We start from the raw sequence: 25,251 nt of genomic DNA on the forward strand, positions 1-25,251 counted from the left end.
AGCATTTATTGAATGAGCATATAATAGCCAATTAAGGTGAGGCTTTAACTAACGATACGTGATTGTATAAGGTGAGAGTGAGGGATTCTCTTTGAAAGTTATGGCGGTTGTTCTAGCAGCAGGTCAAGGAAAACGAATGAAATCGAAACTATATAAAGTACTTCATCCCGTATGCGGCAAACCGATGGTCGGTCACGTGCTGCAGACAGTGAGAGACGCAAACTGCGAGCGGACGGTTGTTGTGGTCGGCCACGGTGCGGAAGCCGTGCAATCGTACTTGGGCGAAGGCGCGGAGTTTGTTCTTCAAGCGCAGCAGCTAGGTACAGGACATGCGGTGCAGATGGCAGAGCCGCTGATTGGCGAAGAGTCCGGCACGACGGTTATTCTATATGGCGATACGCCACTTGTTACATCAGAGACGATCAAGTCACTGCTCGATATCCATACGAAGAATGAAGCGGCAGCTACAGTGCTGACGGCGGTTGTGCCGAATCCGCAGGGCCTTGGTCGCATTATCCGCGATGAAGCGGGCAATGTGCTGCGCATCGTGGAGCAGAAGGATTGCTCGCCGGAGCAGGCGGCAATTACGGAGATCAACACGGGCATGTACTGCTTTGATAATAAGAAGCTCTTCCAGGCGCTCGCGAAGGTAACGAATCAGAACGCACAAGGCGAGTACTACCTGACAGATGTCATGGAGATTCTGCGTGAAGCAGGCGAGATTGTCGGAGCGTACTGCACACCGGATTTCGCAGAAGGTATCGGCGTTAATGACCGCGTGGGCCTTGGCGAAGCGGAAGCGCTCATGCGCGCGCGTATCGTTCGGAAGCATCAAATCAACGGGGTAACCGTTGTAGATTCAGCGGCGACTTATATTGAAGCAGACGTTGTGATCGGCGCGGATACGGTTATCTACCCAGGCTCCATCCTGCGCGGCAGCACAGTGATCGGGGAAGATTGCGTCATCGGACCGAATGCGGATTTGACGGATACGAAGGTTGGTAACGGAGTGACTATTAAGCAGTCGGTAACGACTGAAGCGGTTATCGGCGACGAGTGCGCGGTAGGACCGTTCGCTTATTTGCGTCCGGGCGCGAAGCTCGGCACAGGCGTGAAGATTGGTGATTTCGTAGAGATCAAAAATGCTGAGCTTGGCGAAGGCACGAAGGTGTCCCATCTGAGCTATGTAGGCGATGCGAAGGTCGGCAAGGACGTTAACATCGGCTGCGGCGCGATCACCGTCAATTATGACGGCTATAACAAGTCGCTGACCGAGATCGGCGACCGTGCGTTCGTCGGCAGCAACGTGAACCTAATCGCACCTGTGAAGATCGGCGACGGTGCTTATGTGGTGGCAGGTTCGACGATTACGCAGGACGTACCGGAGAATGACGTGGCGATTGCGCGCGAGCGTCAAGTGAATAAGCCAGGCTATGCAGAGAAGCTGCGCGGACGGGCGAAGGCACGGAAGGACAGCAAGTCCAAAGGATAAGGTAAAGGATCGCGGAGAGGAATTGTTCGTTTATTTCAGCACAGGAATGGGTATGAATATATGGAATCTATTTCGCGAGGAGGGTTCCACATGGCTATACCATTTCGTGCAGAAGAACGGACGTTATCGACCAGCGGCCAATTGAGAACGATGAGACAGCAGGGCAGCGTGCCAGGCGTCGTATATGGAACAAAGCTAAGCAAACCGATTAATGTATCGGTGAATGAGAAGGATCTGGCAGCGCTGCTGCGCTCACATCCGCATTCCTTGCTGGAGCTGGACATTCCAGGCGCAGGCAAGCAACCTGTGATGCTGAATGAAGTGCAGCGGGAACCGCTGTCGCGTCAAGTCATTCACGTCGACTTCCATCAAGTGAATATGAACGAGACGATCAAGACGCCGGTACGGCTTGAAATTATCGGCGATTCTGTCGGTGTTCGCGAAGGCGGCATTCTGCAACCGATGCTGCATGAGCTGGAGATTCAATGCTTGCCAGATCGCATACCGGAGCTGATTGAAGTGAATGTGGCAAGCCTCGGCATTGGCGAGAATTTGCTGATATCAGACCTTCAGCTGCCAGCGGGTGTGACGACGAAGCTGGATGGCGATCAGGTGATCGTGACGATTCTGGCGCCACAGCTTGAGCTGTCGGCCGAGGAAGCGCAAGATGCAGCCGTGGAAGCACACGAAGCCGAGCAGCGTGCGCATGAAGCAGAGATGCACGCAGTCAGATTCGAAAAATAATAATCAAGGGCTGCGGGCAAGAAGCAGCCCTTTTGTTTTATTTTCTTAAACGCTCGCAGGTAATTGGACTAGCGCTGTAGAAAATAATGGGACAACGGGTTTCGCTGCGCAGGCAGCATGAATATGAGTAGTAGAGCAGGAGTGAAGGTTCAGCATGAAATGGATTGTCGGACTCGGCAACCCCGGCACCGCCTATCAAGGCACACGGCATAACGTTGGGTTTATGGTCGTGGATATGCTCGCGAAGCGCTGGGGCATCAATGTTACACAGAGCAAATGCAAAGGCTTAATCGGCGAAGGCAATGTGGGCGGGACGAAAGTCGCGCTTATTAAACCGATGACGTATATGAATCTATCCGGAGAGACAGTAAGGGGCTTCATGGATTATTATAAAGCCGATCTCGAGGATGCGATTATTGTTTATGATGACTTGGATACAGCAACGGGCAAGATCCGTCTTCGTTACCAGGGCAGCGCAGGCGGCCACAACGGCATCAAATCTATCATTCAGCATACCGGCACGCAGAACTTCAACCGGATTCGCCTTGGTATCTCGCGCCCGCAGCCGGGGATGAGCATATCGGACTACGTCCTCTCGAACTTCCCGAAGAGCGAGGGCGACCTGCTGAAAAGCATGGTGGAAGAGTCTTGCGATGCAATTGAGTTCGGATTAACGAATTCGTTCGAGCGGACGATGGCCAAATATAACCGTTAAATTTCACCGTATGAGGGCATACTGAGGGTAGGATGCAGACCCGAGCAGCGAACTTGGAAGTATAACTGAACCGTGAGAGAGGCTCACGGATATCAGAGAAAGTTCGAAGGCCAGGGTATAACAACTACTCAGGAGGCATAAATATGGCTGTAAATTATGTTTGCCGGCACTGTAAATCTGCCATGGGGTCGATCAACAGTGAGCATGTATCGGAAATCCAGCTCGGTTTCCATTTCTTGACCCCCGAAGAGCGCAGCGATATAATAGCCTATAATCCAAATGGCGACGTTACGGTCAATGTCGTTTGCGATTATTGTCGCGAGGCGATTGATAGCAATCCCGAGCTGCTGCTTGTATCCAATCCATTGCAATAGCGGGTTGGCATGGGATGAAATTGTATGGACAAGAGAGCCTTGGCGCATGGCTGGGGCTTCTTTTTTTAACCATTCAGTAGGAATGAATAAGTTTCATGGGATTGGTTTGTTGTGAAAGAAACGAGGTGCCGCTGAAGTTGAAAGCATTACTGGAAGCTTACACTGCGGATACGGACTTTGGTTCCGTCGTATCCGGGATTAAGAAAGGGATGCAGGAGCAGCTGATTTCGGGGCTCGCAGGCTCATCAAGGCAAGTGATGATCGCGGCGCTGAAGCGGGAGTTCGATCGCCCGATGCTCGTTGTCACCCATAACATGTTCGCGGCGCAGAAGATCGCAGAGGACTTGGTGGAGTGCTTGTCCGAGGACGAGGTGCTGCTCTACCCGGCCAATGAATTAGTCGCTGCGGAAGCAGCTATATCGAGCCCGGAAACGTTGGCTCAGCGGATGGATGTATTGATCCGGCTGTCCCAAGGGTTTCGCGGGATTGTTGTCGTGCCGTTCTCCGGCGTCCGACGCTACCTGCCGCTTAGCAGTGTGATGGCATCTGCTCGGGCGGAGCTGCGTGTCGGCGAGACGCTATCATTGGAAGCGTTCTTACGGCAAATGGTAGAGCTCGGCTATGAGCGTGTCGACAAGGTAGAGGGCAAAGGCGAAATGAGCGTCAGAGGCGGAATTGTCGACCTCTTCCCGCTGACTTCTGCCCACCCGTACCGAATTGAATGGTTCGACGACGAGATCGACTCCATTCGTACATTCGACCCGGCTGATCAGCGGTCGATTGAGAAGCTGCAGCATTACAGCGTGCCGCCGTGCCAGGAGTTGATGGCGGATAAGCGCCGCTTCGAGAATGCAGCGGAGCATGCTGTGTCGCTGCTGGAACAGCAGCTTGCGAAGATGACGGACCGTACGGCGAAGGATCGGCTGCGCTCGGAGATCGGCTCGGAAATCGAGAAGCTGCGGGAGCATCATTATTTTCCGGAAATTTATAAATATATTTCGCTGCTCTACCCGGAGCGGCAAACCTTGTTCGATTATATGCCGAAGGAAACGCTGCTCATCTACGACGAGCCTACGCGTCTCATTGAGACGGGCCGCCAGCTCGAGCGAGATGAGGCAGAGTGGGCGACGCATCTGATGACGCATGGCAAAGCGCTGCCTGCGCTTGCTTTGGCGCGCCCATCGGATGATGTGTTGTTCCACCGTCCGTTCCAAACGCTGTTCTTATCGTTATTTTTAAGACAAATCCCACACACGCAGCCGCAGAATATTCTGAATGTCGTCTGCCGTTCGATGCAGAACTTCCACGGGCAAATGAACGTGCTGAAGGCAGAGATGGAACGCTGGCGCAAAACAGGTGCAACGGTTATCATGCTTGCAGGCAATGCAGAGCGGATGGACCGGATGCGCCGTGTGCTGCACGATTACGGTATCGAACCGCCTACGCTCATTGAGGGCAACCTCCAGAGCGGCTTTGAGCTGCCTTCCATTCATCTTATTGTCATCACCGAAGGTGAGATGTTCTCGCAGAAGCAGCGCAAGGCGCGCCGCCTCGATAAGAAGATAGACAATGCCGAGCGCATTAAGAGCTATACGGAGCTGAAGGTCGGCGATTATGTCGTTCATCAGAACCACGGCATCGGTAAGTATATGGGAATCGGCACGCTTGAAATTGCCGGTATCCATAAGGACTACATGCATATTCTATATGCGGGCGGCGACAAGCTGTCCGTTCCGATTGAACAGATTGACCTGATTCAGAAATATGTCGGCTCCGAAGAGAAAGAGCCGAAGGTGTATAAACTTGGCGGCAGCGAATGGACGCGGGTGAAGAGCAAGGCGCAGTCGTCCGTTAAGGACATCGCTGACGAGCTTATTAAGCTCTATGCGGAGCGTCAGGCGACGACAGGCTTTGCATTCGGGCAGGATACGTCGTACCAGCAGGATTTCGAAGCGATGTTCCCGTATGACGAGACGCAGGATCAGCTGCGTGCCATCAGCGAGATCAAGAAGGATATGCAGATCGCGCGTCCGATGGACCGTCTGCTCTGCGGCGACGTAGGCTACGGCAAGACAGAAGTTGCGGTACGGGCGGCATTCAAGTCGGCAATCGAGGGCAAGCAGGTGGCCATTCTCGTGCCGACGACGATTCTCGCGCAGCAGCACTACGAGACGTTCCGCGAGCGCTTCTCGGGCTTCCCGTTCAACGTGCAGGTGCTGAGCCGGTTCCGTTCGAAGAAGGATCAGACCGCAACGATGAAAGGGCTGAAGGCGGGAACAGTCGATGTGGTTATTGGAACGCACCGTCTGCTGTCGCAGGATATTATTTTTAAAGATCTCGGCTTGCTTATTGTCGATGAAGAGCAGCGCTTTGGCGTATCGCATAAGGAGAAGCTGAAGCGGCTGAAGACGAACGTCGACGTGCTGACGCTGACGGCAACGCCGATTCCGCGGACGCTTCATATGTCGATGCTGGGCGTGCGCGATCTGTCGGTTATTGAGACGCCGCCTGAGAATCGGTTCCCGGTACAGACGTATGTCGTCGAGTACAGCCCGTCACTCGTGCGCGAATCTATCGAGCGCGAGCTTGCGCGCGGCGGACAGGTGTACTATCTCTATAACCGGGTGCAAGGGATCCATCAGATTGCGGAGCAAATCAATGCGCTCGTACCGGATGCGCGCGTGGCGGTCGGCCACGGCCAAATGTCCGAGCAGGAGCTCGAGAAGACGATTCTGGACTTCCTGGACGGGGAGTCGGATGTCCTTGTCAGCACGAGCATCATTGAGACAGGCGTCGATATTCCGAACGTCAATACGCTCATCGTTCATGATGCGGACAAGATGGGCCTCTCACAGCTGTATCAGCTGCGGGGACGGGTTGGCCGTTCGAACCGAATCGCATACGCTTATTTCACGTACCAGCGGGATAAAGTGCTGACCGAGGTAGCGGAGAAGCGGCTGCAATCGATTAAGGAGTTCACGGAGCTCGGCTCCGGCTTCAAGATTGCGATGCGCGACTTGTCGATTCGCGGAGCAGGCAACCTGCTCGGCGCGGAGCAGCATGGCTTCATTGCCTCTGTCGGCTTCGACTTGTATTCGCAAATGCTTGCCGATGAAATCGCGAAGCGTAAAGCCGGCATGGATGGGGAAGTGGAAGCGCCGGTGAAAGAAGTGAATACGGTGATCGACATGAGCATTGATGCCTACTTGCCGTCTTCCTATATTTACGATAGCATACAGAAGATAGAGATTTATAAGAAAGTCGCTACGGTACGCGCATTTGAGGAAATTGACGATTTGCGCGAGGAGCTCGTTGACCGGTTCGGCGATTTGCCGCAGGCGGTCGATAATTTGCTGTCGGTTGCCCGTCTTAAAGTGTTCGGCGCCGCATGCGGAATCGAGCAAATTAGCGGAAAAAGCGATGATGTCACCTTGAAATTCGCTGAGCGGGAGAAGCAGCGTTTCGACAACAAGAAGGTGGACATGATTTGCTTGCAGCTAGAGAACAGATTCAAGCGCTCGACCGGCCAAGAGCCTTATCCGATTATGCAATTAAGAGGAAAAGGGCTGAAGGTGGAAGAGAAGCTTGAGCTGCTGGAACGGTTTTTGACCCACTATAAAGACACCATTCAATCGAAAGGGGAACTACAGAATGCTACGCACTAACAATTGGAGAAAAGCGATCCTGCTTGTCCTTGCAGGCGTTCTCGTCATCACGCTGATGGCGGGCTGCGGCAAGAAAGAGGAGGAAAGCGGCGGCGTACCAGGAGCTGGAGAAGGCAAGACGATTGCAACCTATAAGGACGGTGTCGTCACAGATAAGGAGTTTAAGCTTTACTCCACGTTCTTCGGCGTTGTTCAGCCGCAGACAGAGATGTATCTAAGCATTCCGCAGCTGCAGGAGCAATTCTTGCGTGAATATATCGGGTACAAAATTCTGTATAAGCAATTAGGCGACAAGAAGTTGACGGATGAAGAGAAGAAGAATGAAGACACATTCTATACGCAGCTGAAGCAGTCGGTCGATGCCGATGCGGCCACGAAGAAGAAAGTGGACGATGCAGGCTTGAAGGAAAGTGACATTCGTTACTTCTTCTCGATGATTTCGACAATCATGAAGAATCAAGAGAGCAAAATTACGGATGATCAAGTAAAGAAGCAATATGACACAACGAAAGACGATTATAATGTCGTGTCGGTTCGTCAAATTCTGATTAGCACTGTGGATCCGTCAACAGGCGCGGAGAAGCGTAAGGATGCGGATGCGCTGAAGATTGCCAAGGAAGTGAAGGCTCAGCTAGATGCAGGCGGCGACTGGACAGCGCTTGCGAAGAAGTATTCCGAGGATCCAGGTTCCAAGGATAACGGCGGCCTCTATGCAGACCAACAAGCGAAGACTTGGGTAGCGGAATTTAAAGATGCTGCGAACAAGCAGCCAGTCGGCAAAATCGGCGATCCGGTGAAAACACAGTACGGCTACCATGTCATGTTGGTAGAGAAGCGTACGCCGACTGCGTTCGATAAGCTGACGGATGCGGATAAGACGGAGATCAAGTCGACGTTGGCATCCGCGAATTTGAACAAATTCATGACGGACGAGCTGCCGAAGCTCATTACGAAGATTGACCTGCCGAAGGCAGAAACGCCGGCGACTGGCGGTACGAACTCCGGCACGAACTCTGGCACGAATACGAACAAAGACACGAATACGAATACAAATGCCGACAAGAAAACGGAAACGAAGTAATCAAGAGCAATCGTTGAAGGTGCGGTAACAACAAGACAAGCTCAGCCTGCGCTATGAAGGGCTGAGCTTGTTTTGACTTCATCATACTAATTCTTAGGAGGTCATTAAGTGACACAGCAGCTATTCTTTGTAGGTTCCTATTCTTCGGCGGAGCAAGAGGGCGTATCGGCCATGGCTCTGGACACGGAGACGGGTGCAATCAGCCGGTTGTCCGGCTTAGCGGGCATTCATAATCCATCCTTCATGCGTGTGAATGATGCAGGCACTCATCTCTATGTGGTAAGCGAAACCGGCGTGGAACCCGGTGCGGTGCTGAGCTATGCGCTGACAGGCGATAATGGCGGGCTGACTGCGATTAATGATGTATCCACGCTTGGCGGTTCGCCATGCCATGTCGAATTCGACAAGAGTGAGCAGCTGCTTGTCGTGACGAATTATACAGGCGGCAACTTTAGTCTGTACGCGCTCGGCGAGGATGGCTCGGTGACACTTGCAGATCATATCGCGCATGAAGGCCGCGGGCCGCGGGATGATCGCCAGGAAACGCCGCATCCTCATTCCGCGATTGTTGATCCGTCAGGACGTTACGTGCTCGTTGCCGATCTTGGTACTGACGAAGTCGTCTCGTACCGGATTGATTCGGAGGCGAAGAAGCTGATTAAGCAGGGAGCGACAGCTACGGCTCCGGGAGCGGGTCCAAGGCATATGGCGTTCCATCCGGAGCAGCCAATCCTGTACGTGATTAACGAGCTGGACAGCACGGTTGCAGTCTACAGCTACGAAGGGGAACGATCGCAGCTGACATTGAAACAGGTGATTTCAACGCTGCCGGAATCGTTCGCTGAAGAGACCACCTGTGCCGACATTCATGTGTCCGCTGACGGACGCTTCTTGTATGCGTCGAATCGCGGGCATGACAGCATTGCGGTTTATCGCGTGGAAGCGGACGGTTCGCTTACGCTTGTGCAGATCGCGCCAAGCGGCGGCAAGACGCCGCGCAACTTCGCGATATCGCCGGACGGTCAGTATCTGCTGTCTGCGAATCAGGAGTCGAGCGTCATCGTCACTTACCGAATCGACCAGGCGACAGGTGAATTACAGCCAACGGGGCATAGCATCGAGACGAATAAGCCGGTTTGTATTGCATTCGTGAAGTAGGTCCCATGTGCAGAGTGGAAGATGATTTAGCGCCGGATAAGCAGGTAATCTGCTTGTCCGGTTTTTTTTTGCTTTCAATATGTTATATACATGTAATATATTGAAGATCGACCGTCATTCCACATTTAATTTGTGAGTTTAAGTAACATAAATTTGATCGAATCAAGCGTTTTGGTTTCGAACAAAGAAAATTTGATTCTTTTATGTAAAGTTTATTGACATCACTCCAGAGTGGATTTTATAATGAGACCACGAACGATGGAAACCAAATCCAGAAAAACGTTCGGAATAGAGAAAAAGAAAATAGGGATTGGGAGTGGGAGAATGAGGAGCAGGAAGGCGAAAGGCAGTGCGGCTGTACTCATTGCATTATGCTTGGCGCTCGCGGGATGCAGTACAAACGATAATAAAGCTGCATCCACGAATGAGGCCGCGCAGACGACAGATTCAACCAGCGGTGGGGAAATTAAAGTTGGTATTCTTCATTCTCTCAGCGGCACAATGGCTATTAGCGAGGTGTCGGTCAAAGATTCGGAAATGATGGCGATCGACGAAATCAACGCAAAAGGCGGCGTGCTCGGGAAGAAGATAGTGCCTGTCGTTGAGGACGGCGCATCGGATTGGCCGACCTTTGCGGAAAAGGCGCGGAAGCTGATCTCCGAAGATAAAGTCGCGACGGTATTCGGCGGATGGACGTCCTCGAGCCGTAAAGCGATGCTGCCGGTATTCGAAGAGCTGAAGGGGCTGCTTTGGTATCCGGTACAGTATGAAGGGTTAGAGCAATCACCGAACATCATGTATACCGGCGCTACGACGAACCAACAGATCGTACCTGCTGTCAGCTGGCTCCTCCAAAACCACGGCAAGAAATTTTTCCTCCTTGGTTCAGACTACGTATTCCCGCGCACAGCGAACAAAATCATCAAAGAACAACTCAAGGTTGAAGGCGGAGAGCTCGCGGGCGAAGAATACACGCCGCTCGGTCATACCGACTATGCAACCGTTATTGCTAAGATCAAAGAAGCGAAGCCGGATGTCGTGTTCAACACGCTGAACGGTGACAGCAACGTCGCGTTCTTCAAGCAGTTGAAGGATGCCGGCATTACCTCCAAAGACCTCACAACATTGTCTGTCTCCGTCGCAGAAGAAGAAATTCGCGGTATCGGCACAGACGTACTCGCTGGTACATACGCCGCATGGAACTACTACCAAACAACAGACACCCCTGCTAACAAAACCTTCGTAGAGAACTATAAGAAAAAATACGGCGAGGACCGTGTAACCGCCGACCCGATCGAAGCAGGCTACGATGCCGTCTACCTGTGGGCAGCAGCCGTCGAGAAAGCGGGCTCCGCCGACGTTGAGAAAGTCAAAACTGCGGCGAAGGAACTCGAATGGGATGCGCCGGAGGGCAAAGTGAAGATTGACGGGGAGACCCAGCACTTGTACAAAACCGTTCGGATCGGTGAAGTGCAGCCGGATGGTCAGTTCAAGGAAGTGTGGAATTCCGGTGAGCCGGTGAAGCCGGATCCATTCCTGAAGGGCTACTCATGGGCGGCTAGCTTAACTGCAGGCAAGTAAGAACCCGTAAAGTGCAATTTAGTAATCGTGCTGCGCCGCCGCTTCTATTACTGCCGGCGGCGCGGCCGGTTTGCTCTTAGTATAAGGGGTGGGTACATGGACGTTGTTGTACTGCAGCTGTTTAACGGAATTAGCGTCAGCTCGATTCTGCTGCTGATCGCTCTAGGGCTATCGGTTACGTTCGGGCTCATGAAAGTCATTAATATGGCGCATGGCGAGCTCATTATGATAGGGGCGTACACCGCCTACGTTGTGCAAAATCTGTTTACCTCTTACATGCCCGCCTCACTCTTCGGCTGGTACTTCGTTCTCGCCATTCCGGCGAGCTTCATCATTGCTTTCTTACTCGGTATCGTCCTCGAAATGAGCCTCATCCGCTTTCTATACGGGCGCCCGCTCGATAGCTTGCTCGCTACTTGGGGCGTCGGCCTCATGCTTCAACAAATTGCACGCAGCATATTCGGTGCGCCTAACGTGGGCGTAACGAGTCCGGCATGGCTGAACGGCGGCGTGACCGCGCTTGGAGGCGTCGTGTTTCCGTACAAGAGGCTGTTCATTCTCGGTCTGGTGCTAGTTTGTTTGTTCCTCATGTACGTGTATATATACCGGAGCCATTCCGGACGTCGCATGAGGGCGGTCATGCAGAACCGGGAGATGGCGGCATGCCTTGGCATTTCGACGCGCCGCGTCGATGCGATGACGTTCGCGATCGGATCAGGCATTGCGGGCATAGCAGGCTGCGCGCTTACACTCATTGGACCAATCGGGCCGTCAATCGGCACTTATTATATTGTGGATGCCTTTATGGTTGTTGTGCTTGGCGGCGTCGGCAAGCTCGTCGGCACCGTGTTCGGCGCGCTTGGCATCGGCATGTCGAATACGCTGTTTGAATATTGGACGACGGCCTCGCTCGGGAAGGTGCTTGTGTTTGTATGCATCGTTGCCTTCTTGCAGTGGAAGCCCAGCGGTCTTGTGGCGATGCGCTCCCGTTCGCTCGATAACTAAGCATAAGCTTCTACTTCGAAAGGTGGTGAAGGCATGCAGCTGCGAATATTATCCTCCCGGCGGTTATGGCTCTTGGCGGTTTATGTAGCATCGGCAGCCGTGTTGTTCTGCGCGCCGCTTGTGCTCAGCGATTTCCGACTTAACCTGCTGGCGAAATTTCTGGCGTATGCCATCGTGGCATTAGGGCTTGATCTGATCTGGGGTTATACAGGCATTCTCAGTCTCGGCCACGGAGTATTCTTCGGCCTTGGCGGCTATGCGATGGCGATGTATTTGAAGCTCGAAGCAAGCGGCGGGCAGCTGCCGGACTTCATGGATTGGAGCGGGCTCTCTGCACTGCCTTGGTTCTGGAAGCCGTTCGAGTCGATTGGCTTCGCGATTGCAGCCGGCATACTGCTCCCGGCGCTGCTGGCGCTCGTGCTTGGCTATGTGACGTTCCGCAATCGAATTCGCGGCGTCTACTTCACGATTCTGACGCAGGCGCTCGTGATTATCACGGTCACGCTGTTCGTGGGGCAGCAGGCGTATACGGGCGGAACCAACGGCGTTACCGGCTACAGCAAGCTGTTCGGGTTCTCGCTCGCATCGCCGGAAACGAAGCGATGGTTGTATTTTGCAACGGTAGCAGTGCTCATTGGCGCTTTCCTGCTCTGCCGGTTTCTTGTGAAGAGCCGCTTCGGCAAGGTGCTCCGCGCAATCAGAGACGGCGAGAATCGGGTGCGCTTCATCGGCTACAATCCGGCGATCTACCAGATGGTTGCCTTCGCGATCTCAGCTGCCCTCGCAGGTGTTGCGGGTATGCTGTTCGTGCTGCATGTCGGCATTATTTCTCCTTCAATGATGGGCATTGTGCCGTCGATCGAGATGGTGCTCTGGGTAGCAATCGGCGGGCGGGGCACGCTAGGCGGCGCTGTACTTGGAGCGGTGCTGCTTAATTCGGCGAAGAGCACGTTCAGTGAATCATATCCGGACATGTGGACGTTGTTCCTGGGCGCTTTGTTTGTGGTCGTCGTCGTGTTCCTACCGAAGGGTGCTGCGGGACTGTTCGGCAGTTTGAAGGGGCTTGTTGGAAGGAGGAAGGAATCGGATGAGCGAGCAAATGGAGTCCGTAATCCTGCAGTGTGATGGAGTAACGGTCGATTTCGATGGCTTCAAGGCGGTGCAAGGAATGGACCTGACGCTGACGCGCGGCGAGCTGAGGTTTCTCATTGGACCGAACGGGGCGGGCAAAACAACGATGCTGGATGTCATCTGCGGCAAAGTAAAGCCAGCCTCGGGCAAAGTAACGCTGCGCGGCGGTGTCGATATTACGCGGAAGCGGGAGCACCAGATTGCCGAGCTTGGCATCGGCCGGAAGTTTCAGACGCCGTCGATCTTCCCATCGCTCACTGTTTACGACAATCTGGAGATCGCGATGAAACAGAACCGTGGCGTCTTCGCTTCGCTGCGCGCCAGGCTGCGCTCAGAGGAGGCGGACCGTCTTGCGGCGCAGCTCGAAATGGTCGGCTTGCAAGGGAAGGCGTCATGGCGTGCCGGCGGGCTGTCGCATGGCGAGAAGCAGTGGCTCGAGATCGGCATGATGCTGCTGCAGGAGCCGGAGATTCTGCTGCTGGATGAGCCTGTAGCTGGCATGACCGACCGGGAGACAGAGAAAACCGGCGAGCTGCTGCAGCATATTCGCAAGACGCAGTCGATTGTCGTCGTGGAGCACGATATGGAGTTCGTGCGCAGCTTCGCGAGCAAGGTGACCGTCATGCATGAAGGCCGGCTGTTGAAGGAAGGGTCAATGGAGGATGTGCAGCGCGATGACCGCGTGGCGGAAGTGTATTTAGGGAAAAGGCGGGATGCCGATGCTAGCCGTTCAACAGCTTGATGCGGGTTACGGGGAGAGCGTCATCTTAAGGCAGGTGACGCTCCAAGTGAAGCCGGGGCAGGTGGTCTGCCTGCTCGGGCGCAACGGGGTCGGCAAGACAACGCTCATGAAGAGCATTATGGGCGTGCTCAAAGCGCGCCGGGGATCGGTGACTTACAAAGGCGATGATTTGACGAAGCTGCCGCCGGGGCAGCGGGCGAAGAAAGGGATCGGCTACGTGCCGCAGGGGCGCGAAATCTTCCCGCAGCTCACGGTGTTCGAGAACGTGCTGCTCGGACTTGAAGCGACGGGAGGGAAGAAGCAGCGCGCTATACCGGAGTCCGCGGTCGCCAAGTTCCCGGTGCTTCCTGCCATGTACGACCGCAAAGGCGGGGATTTAAGCGGCGGGCAGCAGCAGCAGCTTGCTTTCGCCAGGGCGCTCGCCTCGGAGCCGGATCTGCTGCTGCTTGATGAGCCGTGCGAGGGGATTCAGCCTTCCATCGTAGATGATATCCGCGATGTGATTCGTTCGATCAAGGCAGGAGGAGAGACGTCGATCCTGCTCGCGGAGCAGAGTCTGGAGTTCGTGAAGAGCGTTGGCGACTACTTCTACATTATCGAGAAAGGCTCTATAGCCTGGGAGGGCGGCCTATCGGATCTGAACGATGAAGTGATACGCCATTACTTGACGGTATAAGTAAATATGTAATAAAACCTAACATAAGTGTTGACACATTGATGAACTGGCTTTTAATATAAAGATAGATGTTAGATTACCTAACAAACTAAATATCGGTTCCCCGCATTCCGATTGGGAACAACAAGCTGTCTAGGGTTCCGTGGCATGCACTCCAATGTGCCAGCTGGTCCGAGAGATGGCGTATGGAGCGATTCGCTTCATATACACGGAAGGACAAAAGCCTGGGAGATATCTCCTTAGGCTTTTTCTATTCTTGTATAAAGGTTCTCGTTATGCGAGGCCGATTGTGCATGACCTAGAGAAACGATGGGAGTGGGGACGAATGAAGAGAAGAATGAAACGAACGGTTACGGTAGCTGTACTCGCTGCAATGCTCATTACGCTGGCAGGGTGCGGGGGCTCGAAGGATGCTTCCACAAGTGGCGATGAATCACCGATTACGATTGCGCTAAGTCCTTGGCCGGGCTGGTTCTTCTGGTATCTCGTCGATGAGAAAGGCTTCTTCGACAAGCATGGCGTGAAAGTCGATCTCAAATGGTTCCCGGTCTACAGCGATTCCTTGCAGGCACTCTCGACAGGCAAGGTGGATGCGAACAGCCAGACGCTGAGCGACACGCTTGCGCCGGCATCGAAGGGCATTGGGCTCAAGGCTGTACTTGTTAACGATAATTCCTTCGGCGGCGATGCAATTGTAAGTAAGCCTGACATCGCGTCGATTAAAGATCTGAAAGGCAAGACGGTTGCGACCGAGCTTGGCACAGTTGATCATCTCCTCCTGCTGACGGCGCTCGCTCAGAATGGGCTGTCCGAGAAAGATGTCAATTACGTGAATATGACGGTTAACGATGCAGGACCTGCTTTCATATCCGGCAAAACAGACGCATCCGTGCTCTGGGAGCCATTCCAGACGAAAGCGGTAAAGGAAGGCAAGGGTAAGGTGCTCTTCTCCTCAAAGGATACGCCGGGACTTATACCAGATCTGCTCGTCTTCCGCGACGAGGTTGTGAAGAATCGTCCGGATGATATTCAGAAGATCGTCGATGCTTGGTTCGATGCACTGGAGTACTTCAAGACGCATGAGGACGAATCAATCAAACTCATGGCAGAGAAGGCAGAGACAACGCCGGAGGACTTCAAGCTGGGACTTGAGAGCATCAAGCTGTTCACGAAGGAAGACAATGTCGCGGCGTTCGGCAAGCGGGATGAGTACACATCGCTTCCATATACGGCGGAGAAGACAGCGGCCTTCCTGAAGAATCTCGACATGGTGGATGAGATTAAAGATTTCAATGTCCTCTTCGATTCATCGTTTGTAGAAAAAGCAGCGAAGGAGTGAGCCTTATGAGCAAGGCGGCAGTGGCACTAACAACAACGACAAAGAGAAAGAGAAAGCCGAACCGGCTTCAAATCTTCAAAGATATCGGCAACAAGCCTTTTGCAATCACTGCAGGCTTCTCCTTCATCCTGCTGTTAGCGCTCTGGTCGCTGCTCAGCTATACGGAATCGGTCAATCCCATCTTCCTGCCGACCCCAGATAAAGTATTTGTCGAGATGATCCATATGCTTGGCACGAGTGAGTATTGGCATCACATCGGCATCAGCGTGTTCCGTGTCTCGGCGGGCTTCCTGCTTGCCTGCGTCATCGGCATTCCGCTTGGTATCTTCGCCGGCACGTTCAAGTACGGCGAGGCGTTCGTTGAACCTCCGATGGAATTTATCCGTTATATGCCTGCGGTCGCATTCATTCCGCTCATTATGGTTTGGGCAGGTATCGGGGAATGGGCGAAAATCTTGCTAATCTTCATCGGCTGCTTCTTCCAACTCGTGCTGATGGTAGCCGACAATACGCGCCGTGTCTCCCAAGACCTGCTGCAAGCGTCGTTCACGCTCGGCGCAGGACGGTGGAAGGCGATTGAGACCGTGCTCATTCCGGCCATTCAGCCGCAGCTGATGAATACGCTAAGACTCATCCTCGGCTGGGCATGGACGTATCTCGTCGTCGCGGAGCTTGTCGCCGTCAACAGTGGTCTCGGCTATGCCATCATGAAGGCACAGCGCTTCCTGAACACGGATCAGATCTTCGTCGGCATCATCGTCATCGGACTTCTAGGGCTTATCAGCGACCGGATCTTCGCGTTCTTGAACCGTAGGCTGTTCCCTTGGGCGTAGCGTAGTGCCCTGAAGTTCGACATCACACGAACGAGTGAATAAGGAGTGAGAGCCATGGAAGCGGCAAAACGTACGGCGGAAGTTGTTGCGATGCAGGAGAAGGCGGGAAGAAGCGTGCACGCGGTAGAGACAGACAAAGCGGCAGCGCAGCGGGGCGAGATTGCGATCCACGGTCTTAGCAAAGTGTACGAAACGAAGAAAAGCCGGTTCGAGGCGCTGCGCGGCATCGACATGCACGTGCGGACCAATGAGTTCGTGACGATTGTCGGTCCGTCCGGCTGCGGCAAGTCTACGCTGCTGCGTATCGTGGCGGGGCTCGATGAGCTGAGCGAAGGCTCGGTGACGCTGGACGGCGAAGAAGTCATCGGACCGGGTGCGGAGCGGGGCATGGTGTTTCAGGGCTATACGTTGTTCCCCTGGCTGACGGTACGCGAGAACATTGAGTACGGTCCGAAGCTGAAAGGTATTTCTACCCTTGAACGGCGCGCGATCAGCAGTCATTTTCTGAAGGTGATCAAGCTTGAAGCCTTCGCGAACGCCTACCCGAAGCAGCTGTCCGGCGGGATGAAGCAGAGGGTCGCCATCGCAAGAGCGCTTGCGAACCGCCCGAAGGTACTGCTTATGGATGAGCCGTTCGGCGCGCTTGATGCGCAGACGAAGCTCGAGATGCAGGAGATGCTGCTCGAGGTGTGGGAGAAGGAGAAGACGACCGTTCTCTTCATCACGCATGACATTGACGAGGCGGTATTTCTATCGCAGCGGATCATTGTTATGGGTGCTGGTCCTGGACGAATATTGAAGACATTCGATGTACAGCTGCGGGCACAGCGGACTCCTGAAGTGCGAGAGCTGCCGGAGTTTCTGGCGCTCAAGCGGGAGCTCGGTCTGCTGCTGAAGCATTAATTAATCACAAATCACGAAGGGGTGACGGGTCCATGCCAGAGAAGAGTGCAACAAATCGTGAAGGTGCAGATATGCCCAGAAGGTTCAACAATCGGCTGCTGGCACTGCTTGGGTCTATCGTGAGAATCATGTTTTTCCGTCATCCTGCCGCTCTTCGTTAGAGCGGCAGTTTTTTTTGTTTACAACTAGCTCTTGGATATTTCCAATTAATTAGTGCAGGCTAGCTGGTAATGGAGGCCCGCGCTCGCCAGCCGCAAACTGAAGTGGTAGATCTCTCCAGCCGCGGTGAATCAAGGTTTTAGCCCCTTTTCCACGTGAATAAGAAAATGGGAGGGGATGAATACTATGGTCAGATCGATAATCACCTTATTCAAGGATCCTCTCCTCTTGAACCATAGAAATTGCAGCAAGCGCGTTTGCGTCCAGTCCAATTCAAAACCTTCAAGGAAAGTGGGGCAACTAGAACATGAAAGCAACTGGAATTGTCCGTCGTATTGATGATCTCGGCCGGGTCGTTATCCCGAAGGAAATCCGCCGAACACTGCGTATACGCGAGGGCGACCCGCTGGAAATATTCGTTGATCGCGATGGAGAAGTGATTTTGAAGAAGTATTCTCCTATTGGGGAACTTGGCGATTTTGCCAAGGAATATGCGGAATCTCTCTCGGAAAGCACCAATCATATTACCTTGATTACGGACAGAGATAACATTATTGCAGTAGCGGGAGCGTCCAAGAAGGACTATCTGGAGAAACAGATCGGCTCCATGCTAGAGAATTGTATGGAGAACCGCAAGACAGTTATGGAGTCCGGAGGCGGCTCCTATGAAGTCGTGAAGGATATCGGTGAGGCATTCAGCTCCTTCGTGGCGGCGCCTATCGTGGCCGGTGGTGATCCAATCGGTACGGTCGTGCTGCTGAGCAAGGATGAGAATATAAAGATGTCGCAGATGGAAACGAAGATGGCGGAGACGGCAGCTGGTTTCCTCGCTAAGCAAATGGAGCAGTAGACAATGATAAGCTTCCTTGAAGAGAGGTCTTCATGGGAGCTTTTTTCTGTGTGGACTGACTTTGGGGTATAATGGGGGCAGGAGAAGAGATAGGCAGGTGCACGTGGTTGAAAAGTGTAAAGGGGATTCAAGTGGGTTCCGGCAGCCAAGCGAGTGCTCATGGGAAAAAGCTGATTGTATATAAAGGCGCTGCGCTTATGGGCGCGGCGATGCTCGTCAGCAAAGCGCTCGGGACACTGCAGAAGATTCCGCTGCAAAATATAGCCGGTGACCGCGTGTTCGGCATCTATAACGCGGTATATCCGCTGTACCAGCTGCTGATGGCGCTGGTGACGGCCGGGTTCCCGGTCGCAATCTCCATTCTGGTCGCCGAGCAGGAGGTTCATGGTACTCGCGGCGGCTCGAATCGGATATTACGCGCCAGCGCATTGTTATTGTTCGGCTACGGCGCGGTTTGTTTTGTACTCATGTGGGGCGGGGCCGACGTCATCTCCTCATGGATAGGCGATACGGAAGCAGCGCAAGCCGTGCGAATGTCCGCGCTCGCGCTATGGGTCGTACCCGTCATGGCCGCGCTGCGCGGATATTATCAGGGACGGAGCGAGATGCTGCCCTCTGCCGTGTCGCAGCTATCGGAACAGACAGTTCGCGTCGCCGGCATGCTTGCGCTGCTTGCGCTCGGCTGGCATTACGGATGGGCGGACGCGGAGCTTGCCGCTGGGGCTAACGCCGGCTCGGCCATTGGCGGCACGGCAGGGCTTGCGGTCATCGTCCTGATATGGGCGCGTGAGCGAGCTGGTTATCGGACGACGGTAGTGAAATGGAGCGAGCTGCGCGGGCAGCGAGATCAGAGCCGACAGCAGTCGATCGGTGCTTTAATGAAGCGCCTTACACTGCTTGCTGTGCCCGTGACGCTTGGGGCGCTTGCCGTTCCGGTGCTTGGCGCGGTGGATGCTTTTACCGTGCCGCGGCTGCTTCGCGAAGCGGGTGATGGACAAGCCGAAGCGATGGCGCTCTTCGGCCTCTACAGCCGGGGCCAGCCGCTTGTGCAGCTGGTCGTCATGGTTGCCGGCGCGATGGGCGCCGCGCTTATTCCCGCACTTGCGGCTGCGCGCCTTCGCGGCGACGAGGCTGCGGTGCGGCAACAGGCGGCCATCGTTATGCGGGCCGCCTGGACAATCGGCGCAGCCGCGGCTCTGGGGCTCGCGGTGCTGGCCGAGCCCATCAATATGATGCTGTACGCGGACGATGCGGGCACGCGTACATTCGCGCTTGTGGGGTGCACGGCGCTCGCGGGCACCGTTAGTGCGCTCACCGCGGCGGTGCTGCAAGGGCTCGGGGCGGTTCGCGCCCCCGCCCTGTTCATGCTCGCCGCGGCAGCGCTGAAGGCGGCGCTCAACGCCGCCCTCGTGCCGGCGTTCGGCATCGCCGGCAGTGCTTGCGCCGGCATCGCGGCGCTCACGGCCGCCGCTCTGCTCGGCGCGGGCGCCGTTCGCCGCGCCGCCGGCGCGGCGATGCCCGCGCGGCGCGCCGCGGGCATCGTACTCGCACTCGCGGTCATGGCCGCGGTGCTCGTACTGGCCGAGCGCGGCGCTGCCTCGCTGCTCGGCTCCCTGCCGCCGCGGGCGGCAGCTGCAGCGCTCGCGCTCGGCGGCGTCGCCCTCGGCGGAGCGCTCTTCCTCGCCGCCGTGCTTCGCTTCGGCGGCATCACGGCGCGCGAGCTGCGCGCGCTTCCGGGCGGCGGCGCACTCGCCGCCAAGCTGCAAGGCTGGCGGCTGCTCCCTTCCGGCGACTAGCCAATGTCTTGACCGTCAAGCTTACTGGAGCGACTAGCCAATGTCTTGCCCATCAAGCTTACTGGAGCGACTAGCCTTATCTCTACACGAACCAAGGAGGAGTACATATATGCAATCAACCATAACCGTCGTCGGACTCGGCTCCGGTGACGAAGACCAATTGACGCTTGGCGTCTGGCGCAGGCTGCAGCAGGCTGAGCATCGCTATGTGCGAACGGACAAGCATCCGATGATGCGCCTGTTTCACGACAACGAGCTGAGCTACGAGTCGTTCGACGTTATCTACGAGCAGATGGACTCGTTCCCGGATGTCTACGATGCGATTACAACGCAGCTGATCGAGCACGCTCAGACCAAGCAGAATATTATCTACGCGGTCCCTGGTCATCCGATGGTGGCGGAGCGTTCCGTGCAGCTTCTGAGAGAGCGCTGCCCGGAGCATAATATCGAGCTGCACATTCTCGGTGGCGAGAGCTTCCTCGACCAATCGTTCACAAGGCTCGGCTTTGACCCGATCGAAGGGTTCCAGCTGCTGGACGCAGCGGAGCTGAAGTCGTCGCTGATCCGTACTGATCTGCACACTGTCATTGGACAAGTGTACGACGAGTACACCGCTTCCGACGTGAAGCTGTCGCTGATGGAGCTGCTGCCGGATGATTATCCGATCGTTATTGGACACGCACTTGGCGTTCCCGGCGAAGAGCAGATTCTAACGGTGCCGCTCTACGAGCTGGATCGCACGCCTGGTTACGGAAACCTATCGCTGATCTACCTTCCGCGCTCCACGGATGAGAACCTGCGTAACCGCACTTTTGAACGTCTGCACGAGATCGTCGCTATTTTGCGCAGTCCCGAAGGGTGTCCGTGGGATCGTGAACAGACGCATCTCTCCATTCGCAAGAACTTCATCGAAGAGACGTATGAAGCGATTGAGGCCATCGACAACGATGATCCGGACGGCATGCGCGAAGAGTTCGGCGATGTTATTCTGCAAGTGATGCTGCACAGCCAGATGGAAGAAGAGGTTGGCACGTTCTCCGTCTATGACGTCATTCAATCCCTGAATGAGAAGCTGCTGTTCCGTCATCCGCATGTGTTCGGGGATACGAGCGCAGGCAATGCGACCGAGGCGCTTGCGAATTGGGAACAGATGAAGGCTGAAGAGAAGCAGCGCAAAGGCATAGACACCTCGCAAGCATCGCAGCTGGACGGTGTTCCGCCAGGTCTGCCAGAGCTGATGAAAGCTTATAAGCTTCAGAAGAAAGCGGCGAAGGTCGGCTTCGATTGGGATACTCTCGCTCCAGTGCTAGACAAGATAGCAGAAGAGCTTGGCGAGCTGCGCGAAGCCATTGCGAGCAAGGACGCGGAGGAGCAAGCAGGCGAGCTTGGTGATCTCTTATTCGCGGCTGTCAACGCAGCGCGATTCATTAAAGCAGATCCGGAAGAAGCTCTAGCACGTACGAATCAGAAATTTAAGAAACGATTTTCATATATTGAGGAGCAGCTTCGTATAAGTGGCCGTTCCTTTGACCAAACTGATTTAACAGAGATGGATCGTTACTGGGAGGAAGCCAAACGGCTACCCTAGTAAATAGAGAAAGAGATTCGTCAAAATTCGGCTTTTTTCCTCACAAACTCCGAAAATATTTTCCAGAAAGCAGGATTTATTTGCTAGAAGGCAGAATAGTACCACTTGAGGGAATCAGCTATACGGCGGCTTTCCGGCTGCCTAAAAGTATAATTCATTTAGGAGGTAATTGAAGGATGAACAAAACTGATTTGGTCAACAACATTGCAGCTAAGAGCGGACTCACTAAGCGTGACGTGGAATCCGTATTGAATGGCTTCCTGGGCGAAGTAACAGACGCGCTTGCAAGCGGCGATAAAGTACAACTGATCGGCTTCGGCACGTTCGAGACGCGCAAGCGTTCCGGCCGTACAGGTCGCAACCCGCAAACAGGCAACCCAATCACCATCGCAGAATCCAAGGTTCCAGCGTTCAAAGCCGGCAATAAACTTAAGGACGCTATTAAGTAAGTGCGTCTTGATAAATTTCTCAAAGTATCGCGTTTGATCAAGCGGCGTACCGTCGCCAAGGATGTCTCCGAGCAGGGGCGCGTCTGGATTAACGATCGCGAAGCCAAAGCAAGCAGCACCGTCAAAGTCGGCGACGAGCTGAAGATTCAATACGGCCAGAAAATCGTCACCATTCGTGTTGAGCGGATTGTGGAGACGACCAAGAAGGACGAGGCTAGCGGTATGTATACTTTGTTGAAAGAAGAAGCGCGTCAGTCCGAGAACAAGCTGGAATTCTAAGAGGGTTTTGGCTGCTCCCGTAACTGGCAATATGAACAATGGCTGCTTCCGCTGCGTGCGGGGCAGCCTTTTTGTTTGAAGTTCTAAAACCTGTCCTATACCCATAAGCTAGTCTTAGTTAACATTATAGAATTTATAAGCTTCACTTGTATGAAATTCTGTAATGTCTCCGTGAAACGTAAGCTTTTGCCGTGAAGATGGCGACAGCCGTTTACACTTAATAGGACCGCTTATAGGAGGGGACGGGCAATGATCGAGCAAGGCAAAGGCCAGAAACGCCAGGAAATCAAAATGCTTAACCGCAAGATCCTTGAGATAACCGGCGTCAGTAATGTGGAGAGCTTCGACAATGAAGAGTTTCTGCTTGAGACCGAGCTTGGTTTCTTGGCCATTCGCGGGCAGAATCTGCATATGAAGCATCTTAGCCTTGAGCAAGGGCTGGTAGCGATTGAGGGGCTCGTCCACTCGCTCAACTACCTGGATGGCAATACGCCCGCGGCGAAGTCGAAGGGCGGCTTGTTCGGGAAGTTATTCAAGTGAGCCTCAGCGTACAATGGTTGACGATGATGACGATGCTGCTCTCTGGGATCGGGATGGGCATCGTCTTCGACGGCTATCGGGTCGTATCGGACGAGCTGAAGATTAACCGCTTGTGGATTCCTGTGCTCGACTTGCTCTACTGGATCGCAGCGACGATTATCGTGTTTCAGGTGCTCTCTTCCAGCAACGAGGGGGAAGTGAGAGCTTATGTATTTCTTGGTCTGCTCATCGGCATCTGTCTCTACTATTGGCTGTTCAGCAAGATTACGATGAAGATTGTGCATGTGCTGATCGGAACGGTGCGGGCAATCATCCATTTTGTCATACGCGCATTCGTACTGCTGGTCATAAAGCCGCTCCTATTGCTCTATCGGATTAGCAGGGTAATTTTAGCTTTTTTGAGGGCATTTACTATTTTCATATTCAAAATTGTGTTACAATTGGTTCGTCCTTTTTGGCGGTTGTTCGCCTGGATGACGAAGCCGATATGGAAGCCTGTGGTTCGTTATTGGACAAGTCGGGTAAATCCAATTATCGCGAAGTGGCGATTGAAAGAACGTGCTCTGGCAGTGAAGGATCGCATCGTTCGCATCTGGGAGAGACTTAAGAATCGGAAGCAGGATGCCGATGAAGATCATAAGAAAGACGAATAGATTCTACTTACGTCAGGAGGTCCATGAAATGGCGATGGCGCATACAGGTCCCAATTCACCCGCCGCTGCAAGCTATGCAGGCACGAAACGCCGGCTGAGAATTTGGTTTATCTTCGTCGCCCTCTTCATGGGCTGGGCGTTGTATACATTGCTGATGCAGCTTGCGCGTCAAGGCGACGCGGAGACGAAGCTTGCGAACGCGACGAAGCAAATCGAGGAAGCGACGAAACAGGTCCAGGATTTGCAGCTTCAAGTAAGGCGTTTGAGCGATAAAGAGTATATCGGCCAGCTTGCTACGAAAGAGCAGGGCATGGTAGGCAAAGGCGAGAAACAAATCGTAGGCGTGAAACAGCCATAGTTGGGCTTCGCACACGGGGTATACGTCTGTTGCCTTGCATCTCTCATTCGGGTATAATCAGCTTAAGTAACCGCATTTTTAACGGCTTACCGTCATAATATTTACCTCGCAGCCTAAGGGGCTGAGAGAAATCGAAGCGATCAGCTTCTCATAACGGTTAGGGAGGAACATTTTTATCTATGGCAATTGAAGTGGGCGCCAAGTTAGAGGGCAAGGTGACAGGCATTACGCATTTCGGAGCATTCGTCGATTTGTCGGGAGGTGTCACAGGGCTAGTTCACATCTCAGAGATTGCCGATAACTACGTCAAAGACGTTAAAGACCATTTGAAGCTGGAAGACGTTGTTACAGTAAAGGTCATTAACGTGGACAAAGACGGAAAAATCGGACTTTCCATTAAACAGGCAGTCGATCGTCCTGAAGGCTCTGCACCACCTCCTCAGCGTGAACGCAGTGCGGATCGCGGACCAGGTGGCTTTGGCGGCCGGACTGGTGGACCAAGCGGAGATCGTGGACCAGGCGGTGGCGGCGGTTTTAATCGTCAAGGCGGCGGCGGTGGTGGCGGCGGACGTCCATTCAACAAAGGCGGCGGCGGTAAACCTGCATTCGGCAAACCTGCTTTCGGTAAACCATCCTTTGAGGATAAAGTGTCACGCTTCCTGAAGGACAGCGAAGAGCGCATGTCCTCCTTGAAGAAGAATACGGAATCGAAACGCGGTGGCCGTGGCGCTAAGCGCGATTAATTTATAGAACGTCATTTCAGGCAGTGTCTCTTACGACACTGTCTTTTTTTATGCATATCCGTTGTTTTAAGCACTCTATGCAGCCCATCGCATTATTATACCCGCCCACGCAAAAAACTTTTCTCCTGTTCTCACTCAATCCCGACAGGTTCGGACGGCGATTCGCTATCGAATACGCGACCCCACGCAACAGATTTTGTTGAATGGATGGCGTCATGTCAGTTGTCGAAAGGAAGTCATTCCCTTGCTGGCACTGGCGCGCTTCACAATTGACAAGGCGCCGCCCACCGTACGCGAATTGTCGGAAAAAACTTTTGAATTGGCAACGCTTTCTGACAAACTTTCCGAAGAAGGTGCTTCTATAATGGGGCTACACTAATTTTTCAGAAAGGCTGGT

At 54.0% G+C, this 25,251-nt stretch carries 26 protein-coding genes and 1 riboswitch; all 26 genes read left to right on the forward strand.

All coding sequences use genetic code 11. From position 1 onward, the window contains the following. Positions 1 to 91: 91 nt before the first annotated feature. The 26 genes from glmU (at position 92) to AC0YNX_RS30205 (ending at position 25,233) form a co-directional block, all read left to right on the forward strand. On the forward strand, positions 92 to 1,492 hold the full coding sequence (gene glmU / locus AC0YNX_RS30080) for a bifunctional UDP-N-acetylglucosamine diphosphorylase/glucosamine-1-phosphate N-acetyltransferase GlmU (protein WP_475819360.1): 1,401 nt from the start codon (positions 92 to 94) through the stop codon (positions 1,490 to 1,492). 90 nt (positions 1,493 to 1,582) lie between these two features. Beyond that, entirely contained in the window at positions 1,583 to 2,236 is a 654-nt protein-coding gene (locus tag AC0YNX_RS30085; RefSeq protein WP_475819361.1) for a 50S ribosomal protein L25, read from the forward strand. 154 nt (positions 2,237 to 2,390) lie between these two features. Further along, entirely contained in the window at positions 2,391 to 2,951 is a 561-nt protein-coding gene (pth, locus tag AC0YNX_RS30090) for an aminoacyl-tRNA hydrolase (RefSeq protein WP_475819362.1), read from the forward strand. A gap of 143 nt (positions 2,952 to 3,094) precedes the next feature. Next, entirely contained in the window at positions 3,095 to 3,325 is a 231-nt protein-coding gene (locus AC0YNX_RS30095) for an anti-sigma-F factor Fin (RefSeq protein WP_475819363.1), read from the forward strand. A gap of 95 nt (positions 3,326 to 3,420) precedes the next feature. Then, positions 3,421 to 6,990: a transcription-repair coupling factor gene (gene mfd / locus AC0YNX_RS30100; RefSeq protein WP_475819364.1), complete on the forward strand. Its 3,570-nt coding sequence runs from the start codon at positions 3,421 to 3,423 to the stop codon at positions 6,988 to 6,990. After that, positions 6,977 to 8,071 (forward strand): peptidylprolyl isomerase, encoded by a 1,095-nt coding sequence (locus AC0YNX_RS30105; protein ID WP_475819365.1) that lies wholly within the window; start codon positions 6,977 to 6,979, stop codon positions 8,069 to 8,071. The genes mfd and AC0YNX_RS30105 overlap by 14 nt, the downstream gene beginning before the upstream one ends. 108 nt (positions 8,072 to 8,179) lie before the next feature. Beyond that, positions 8,180 to 9,229, forward strand: a complete 1,050-nt coding sequence (locus AC0YNX_RS30110) for a lactonase family protein (RefSeq protein WP_475819366.1) — start codon at positions 8,180 to 8,182, stop codon at positions 9,227 to 9,229. Between the two features lie 324 nt (positions 9,230 to 9,553). Continuing rightward, positions 9,554 to 10,810, forward strand: a complete 1,257-nt coding sequence (gene urtA, locus AC0YNX_RS30115; protein WP_475819367.1) for an urea ABC transporter substrate-binding protein — start codon at positions 9,554 to 9,556, stop codon at positions 10,808 to 10,810. Between the two features lie 96 nt (positions 10,811 to 10,906). Next, positions 10,907 to 11,815 carry an urea ABC transporter permease subunit UrtB gene (gene urtB, locus AC0YNX_RS30120; protein ID WP_475819368.1) on the forward strand — a complete coding sequence of 303 codons (909 nt, stop codon included), beginning with the start codon at positions 10,907 to 10,909 and terminating at the stop codon, positions 11,813 to 11,815. 33 nt (positions 11,816 to 11,848) lie between these two features. Next, positions 11,849 to 12,940 carry an urea ABC transporter permease subunit UrtC gene (gene urtC, locus AC0YNX_RS30125; protein ID WP_475819369.1) on the forward strand — a complete coding sequence of 364 codons (1,092 nt, stop codon included), beginning with the start codon at positions 11,849 to 11,851 and terminating at the stop codon, positions 12,938 to 12,940. After that, positions 12,903 to 13,688: an urea ABC transporter ATP-binding protein UrtD gene (urtD, locus tag AC0YNX_RS30130; protein WP_475819370.1), complete on the forward strand. Its 786-nt coding sequence runs from the start codon at positions 12,903 to 12,905 to the stop codon at positions 13,686 to 13,688. Before urtC ends, urtD begins: the two co-directional genes overlap by 38 nt. Next, a complete protein-coding gene (gene urtE / locus AC0YNX_RS30135; RefSeq protein WP_475819371.1) occupies positions 13,666 to 14,364 on the forward strand; it encodes an urea ABC transporter ATP-binding subunit UrtE in 699 nt (232 codons plus the stop codon). The genes urtD and urtE overlap by 23 nt, the downstream gene beginning before the upstream one ends. Before the next feature lie 121 nt (positions 14,365 to 14,485). Further along, a riboswitch (guanidine-I (ykkC/yxkD leader) is annotated at positions 14,486 to 14,597 on the forward strand. 92 nt (positions 14,598 to 14,689) lie between these two features. Beyond that, a complete protein-coding gene (locus tag AC0YNX_RS30140) occupies positions 14,690 to 15,703 on the forward strand; it encodes an ABC transporter substrate-binding protein (RefSeq protein WP_475819372.1) in 1,014 nt (337 codons plus the stop codon). A gap of 5 nt (positions 15,704 to 15,708) precedes the next feature. After that, positions 15,709 to 16,536: an ABC transporter permease gene (locus tag AC0YNX_RS30145; RefSeq protein ID WP_475819373.1), complete on the forward strand. Its 828-nt coding sequence runs from the start codon at positions 15,709 to 15,711 to the stop codon at positions 16,534 to 16,536. Positions 16,537 to 16,590: 54 nt separating this feature from the next. Then, positions 16,591 to 17,439, forward strand: coding sequence for an ABC transporter ATP-binding protein (locus AC0YNX_RS30150; protein WP_475819374.1), 849 nt, complete (start codon positions 16,591 to 16,593; stop codon positions 17,437 to 17,439). 32 nt (positions 17,440 to 17,471) lie between these two features. Then, positions 17,472 to 17,600 (forward strand): hypothetical protein, encoded by a 129-nt coding sequence (locus tag AC0YNX_RS30155; protein WP_475819375.1) that lies wholly within the window; start codon positions 17,472 to 17,474, stop codon positions 17,598 to 17,600. A 305-nt stretch (positions 17,601 to 17,905) separates the two neighbouring features. Beyond that, positions 17,906 to 18,448 carry a stage V sporulation protein T gene (gene spoVT, locus AC0YNX_RS30160; RefSeq protein ID WP_475819376.1) on the forward strand — a complete coding sequence of 181 codons (543 nt, stop codon included), beginning with the start codon at positions 17,906 to 17,908 and terminating at the stop codon, positions 18,446 to 18,448. 71 nt (positions 18,449 to 18,519) lie between these two features. After that, positions 18,520 to 20,244: a putative polysaccharide biosynthesis protein gene (locus AC0YNX_RS30165; RefSeq protein WP_475819377.1), complete on the forward strand. Its 1,725-nt coding sequence runs from the start codon at positions 18,520 to 18,522 to the stop codon at positions 20,242 to 20,244. Positions 20,245 to 20,353: 109 nt separating this feature from the next. Continuing rightward, positions 20,354 to 21,832 carry a bifunctional methyltransferase/pyrophosphohydrolase YabN gene (yabN, locus tag AC0YNX_RS30170; RefSeq protein ID WP_475819378.1) on the forward strand — a complete coding sequence of 493 codons (1,479 nt, stop codon included), beginning with the start codon at positions 20,354 to 20,356 and terminating at the stop codon, positions 21,830 to 21,832. A 176-nt stretch (positions 21,833 to 22,008) separates the two neighbouring features. Beyond that, positions 22,009 to 22,281 carry an HU family DNA-binding protein gene (locus tag AC0YNX_RS30175; protein WP_126012633.1) on the forward strand — a complete coding sequence of 91 codons (273 nt, stop codon included), beginning with the start codon at positions 22,009 to 22,011 and terminating at the stop codon, positions 22,279 to 22,281. After that, entirely contained in the window at positions 22,282 to 22,560 is a 279-nt protein-coding gene (locus tag AC0YNX_RS30180) for an RNA-binding S4 domain-containing protein (RefSeq protein WP_475819379.1), read from the forward strand. 249 nt (positions 22,561 to 22,809) lie between these two features. Beyond that, positions 22,810 to 23,100 carry a sporulation protein YabP gene (gene yabP, locus AC0YNX_RS30185; protein ID WP_475819380.1) on the forward strand — a complete coding sequence of 97 codons (291 nt, stop codon included), beginning with the start codon at positions 22,810 to 22,812 and terminating at the stop codon, positions 23,098 to 23,100. Then, positions 23,097 to 23,753 carry a spore cortex biosynthesis protein YabQ gene (gene yabQ, locus AC0YNX_RS30190; protein WP_475819381.1) on the forward strand — a complete coding sequence of 219 codons (657 nt, stop codon included), beginning with the start codon at positions 23,097 to 23,099 and terminating at the stop codon, positions 23,751 to 23,753. The genes yabP and yabQ overlap by 4 nt, the downstream gene beginning before the upstream one ends. Before the next feature lie 28 nt (positions 23,754 to 23,781). Continuing rightward, a complete protein-coding gene (locus tag AC0YNX_RS30195) occupies positions 23,782 to 24,111 on the forward strand; it encodes an FtsB family cell division protein (RefSeq protein WP_475819382.1) in 330 nt (109 codons plus the stop codon). 179 nt (positions 24,112 to 24,290) lie between these two features. Continuing rightward, a complete protein-coding gene (locus tag AC0YNX_RS30200) occupies positions 24,291 to 24,854 on the forward strand; it encodes a S1 domain-containing RNA-binding protein (protein ID WP_475819383.1) in 564 nt (187 codons plus the stop codon). Between the two features lie 244 nt (positions 24,855 to 25,098). Then, positions 25,099 to 25,233, forward strand: coding sequence for a hypothetical protein (locus AC0YNX_RS30205; RefSeq protein WP_475819384.1), 135 nt, complete (start codon positions 25,099 to 25,101; stop codon positions 25,231 to 25,233). The last annotated feature ends 18 nt before the right edge of the window (positions 25,234 to 25,251 follow it).

The organism is Paenibacillus sp. J31R98, assembly GCF_056269245.1.

Coding starts and splice junctions, on each gene's coding strand:
- AC0YNX_RS30085 (WP_475819361.1), top strand. CDS start 1,583: ATGGCTATACCATTTCGTGCAGAAGAACGGACGTTATCGACCAGCGGC.
- pth (WP_475819362.1), top strand. CDS start 2,391: ATGAAATGGATTGTCGGACTCGGCAACCCCGGCACCGCCTATCAAGGC.
- AC0YNX_RS30095 (WP_475819363.1), top strand. CDS start 3,095: ATGGCTGTAAATTATGTTTGCCGGCACTGTAAATCTGCCATGGGGTCG.
- mfd (WP_475819364.1), top strand. CDS start 3,421: ATGGGATTGGTTTGTTGTGAAAGAAACGAGGTGCCGCTGAAGTTGAAA.
- AC0YNX_RS30105 (WP_475819365.1), top strand. CDS start 6,977: ATGCTACGCACTAACAATTGGAGAAAAGCGATCCTGCTTGTCCTTGCA.
- urtA (WP_475819367.1), top strand. CDS start 9,554: ATGAGGAGCAGGAAGGCGAAAGGCAGTGCGGCTGTACTCATTGCATTA.
- urtB (WP_475819368.1), top strand. CDS start 10,907: ATGGACGTTGTTGTACTGCAGCTGTTTAACGGAATTAGCGTCAGCTCG.
- urtC (WP_475819369.1), top strand. CDS start 11,849: ATGCAGCTGCGAATATTATCCTCCCGGCGGTTATGGCTCTTGGCGGTT.
- urtD (WP_475819370.1), top strand. CDS start 12,903: ATGAGCGAGCAAATGGAGTCCGTAATCCTGCAGTGTGATGGAGTAACG.
- urtE (WP_475819371.1), top strand. CDS start 13,666: ATGCTAGCCGTTCAACAGCTTGATGCGGGTTACGGGGAGAGCGTCATC.
- AC0YNX_RS30140 (WP_475819372.1), top strand. CDS start 14,690: ATGAAGAGAAGAATGAAACGAACGGTTACGGTAGCTGTACTCGCTGCA.
- AC0YNX_RS30145 (WP_475819373.1), top strand. CDS start 15,709: ATGAGCAAGGCGGCAGTGGCACTAACAACAACGACAAAGAGAAAGAGA.
- AC0YNX_RS30150 (WP_475819374.1), top strand. CDS start 16,591: ATGGAAGCGGCAAAACGTACGGCGGAAGTTGTTGCGATGCAGGAGAAG.
- AC0YNX_RS30155 (WP_475819375.1), top strand. CDS start 17,472: ATGCCAGAGAAGAGTGCAACAAATCGTGAAGGTGCAGATATGCCCAGA.
- spoVT (WP_475819376.1), top strand. CDS start 17,906: ATGAAAGCAACTGGAATTGTCCGTCGTATTGATGATCTCGGCCGGGTC.
- AC0YNX_RS30165 (WP_475819377.1), top strand. CDS start 18,520: ATGGGGGCAGGAGAAGAGATAGGCAGGTGCACGTGGTTGAAAAGTGTA.
- yabN (WP_475819378.1), top strand. CDS start 20,354: ATGCAATCAACCATAACCGTCGTCGGACTCGGCTCCGGTGACGAAGAC.
- AC0YNX_RS30175 (WP_126012633.1), top strand. CDS start 22,009: ATGAACAAAACTGATTTGGTCAACAACATTGCAGCTAAGAGCGGACTC.
- yabP (WP_475819380.1), top strand. CDS start 22,810: ATGATCGAGCAAGGCAAAGGCCAGAAACGCCAGGAAATCAAAATGCTT.
- AC0YNX_RS30195 (WP_475819382.1), top strand. CDS start 23,782: ATGGCGATGGCGCATACAGGTCCCAATTCACCCGCCGCTGCAAGCTAT.
- AC0YNX_RS30200 (WP_475819383.1), top strand. CDS start 24,291: ATGGCAATTGAAGTGGGCGCCAAGTTAGAGGGCAAGGTGACAGGCATT.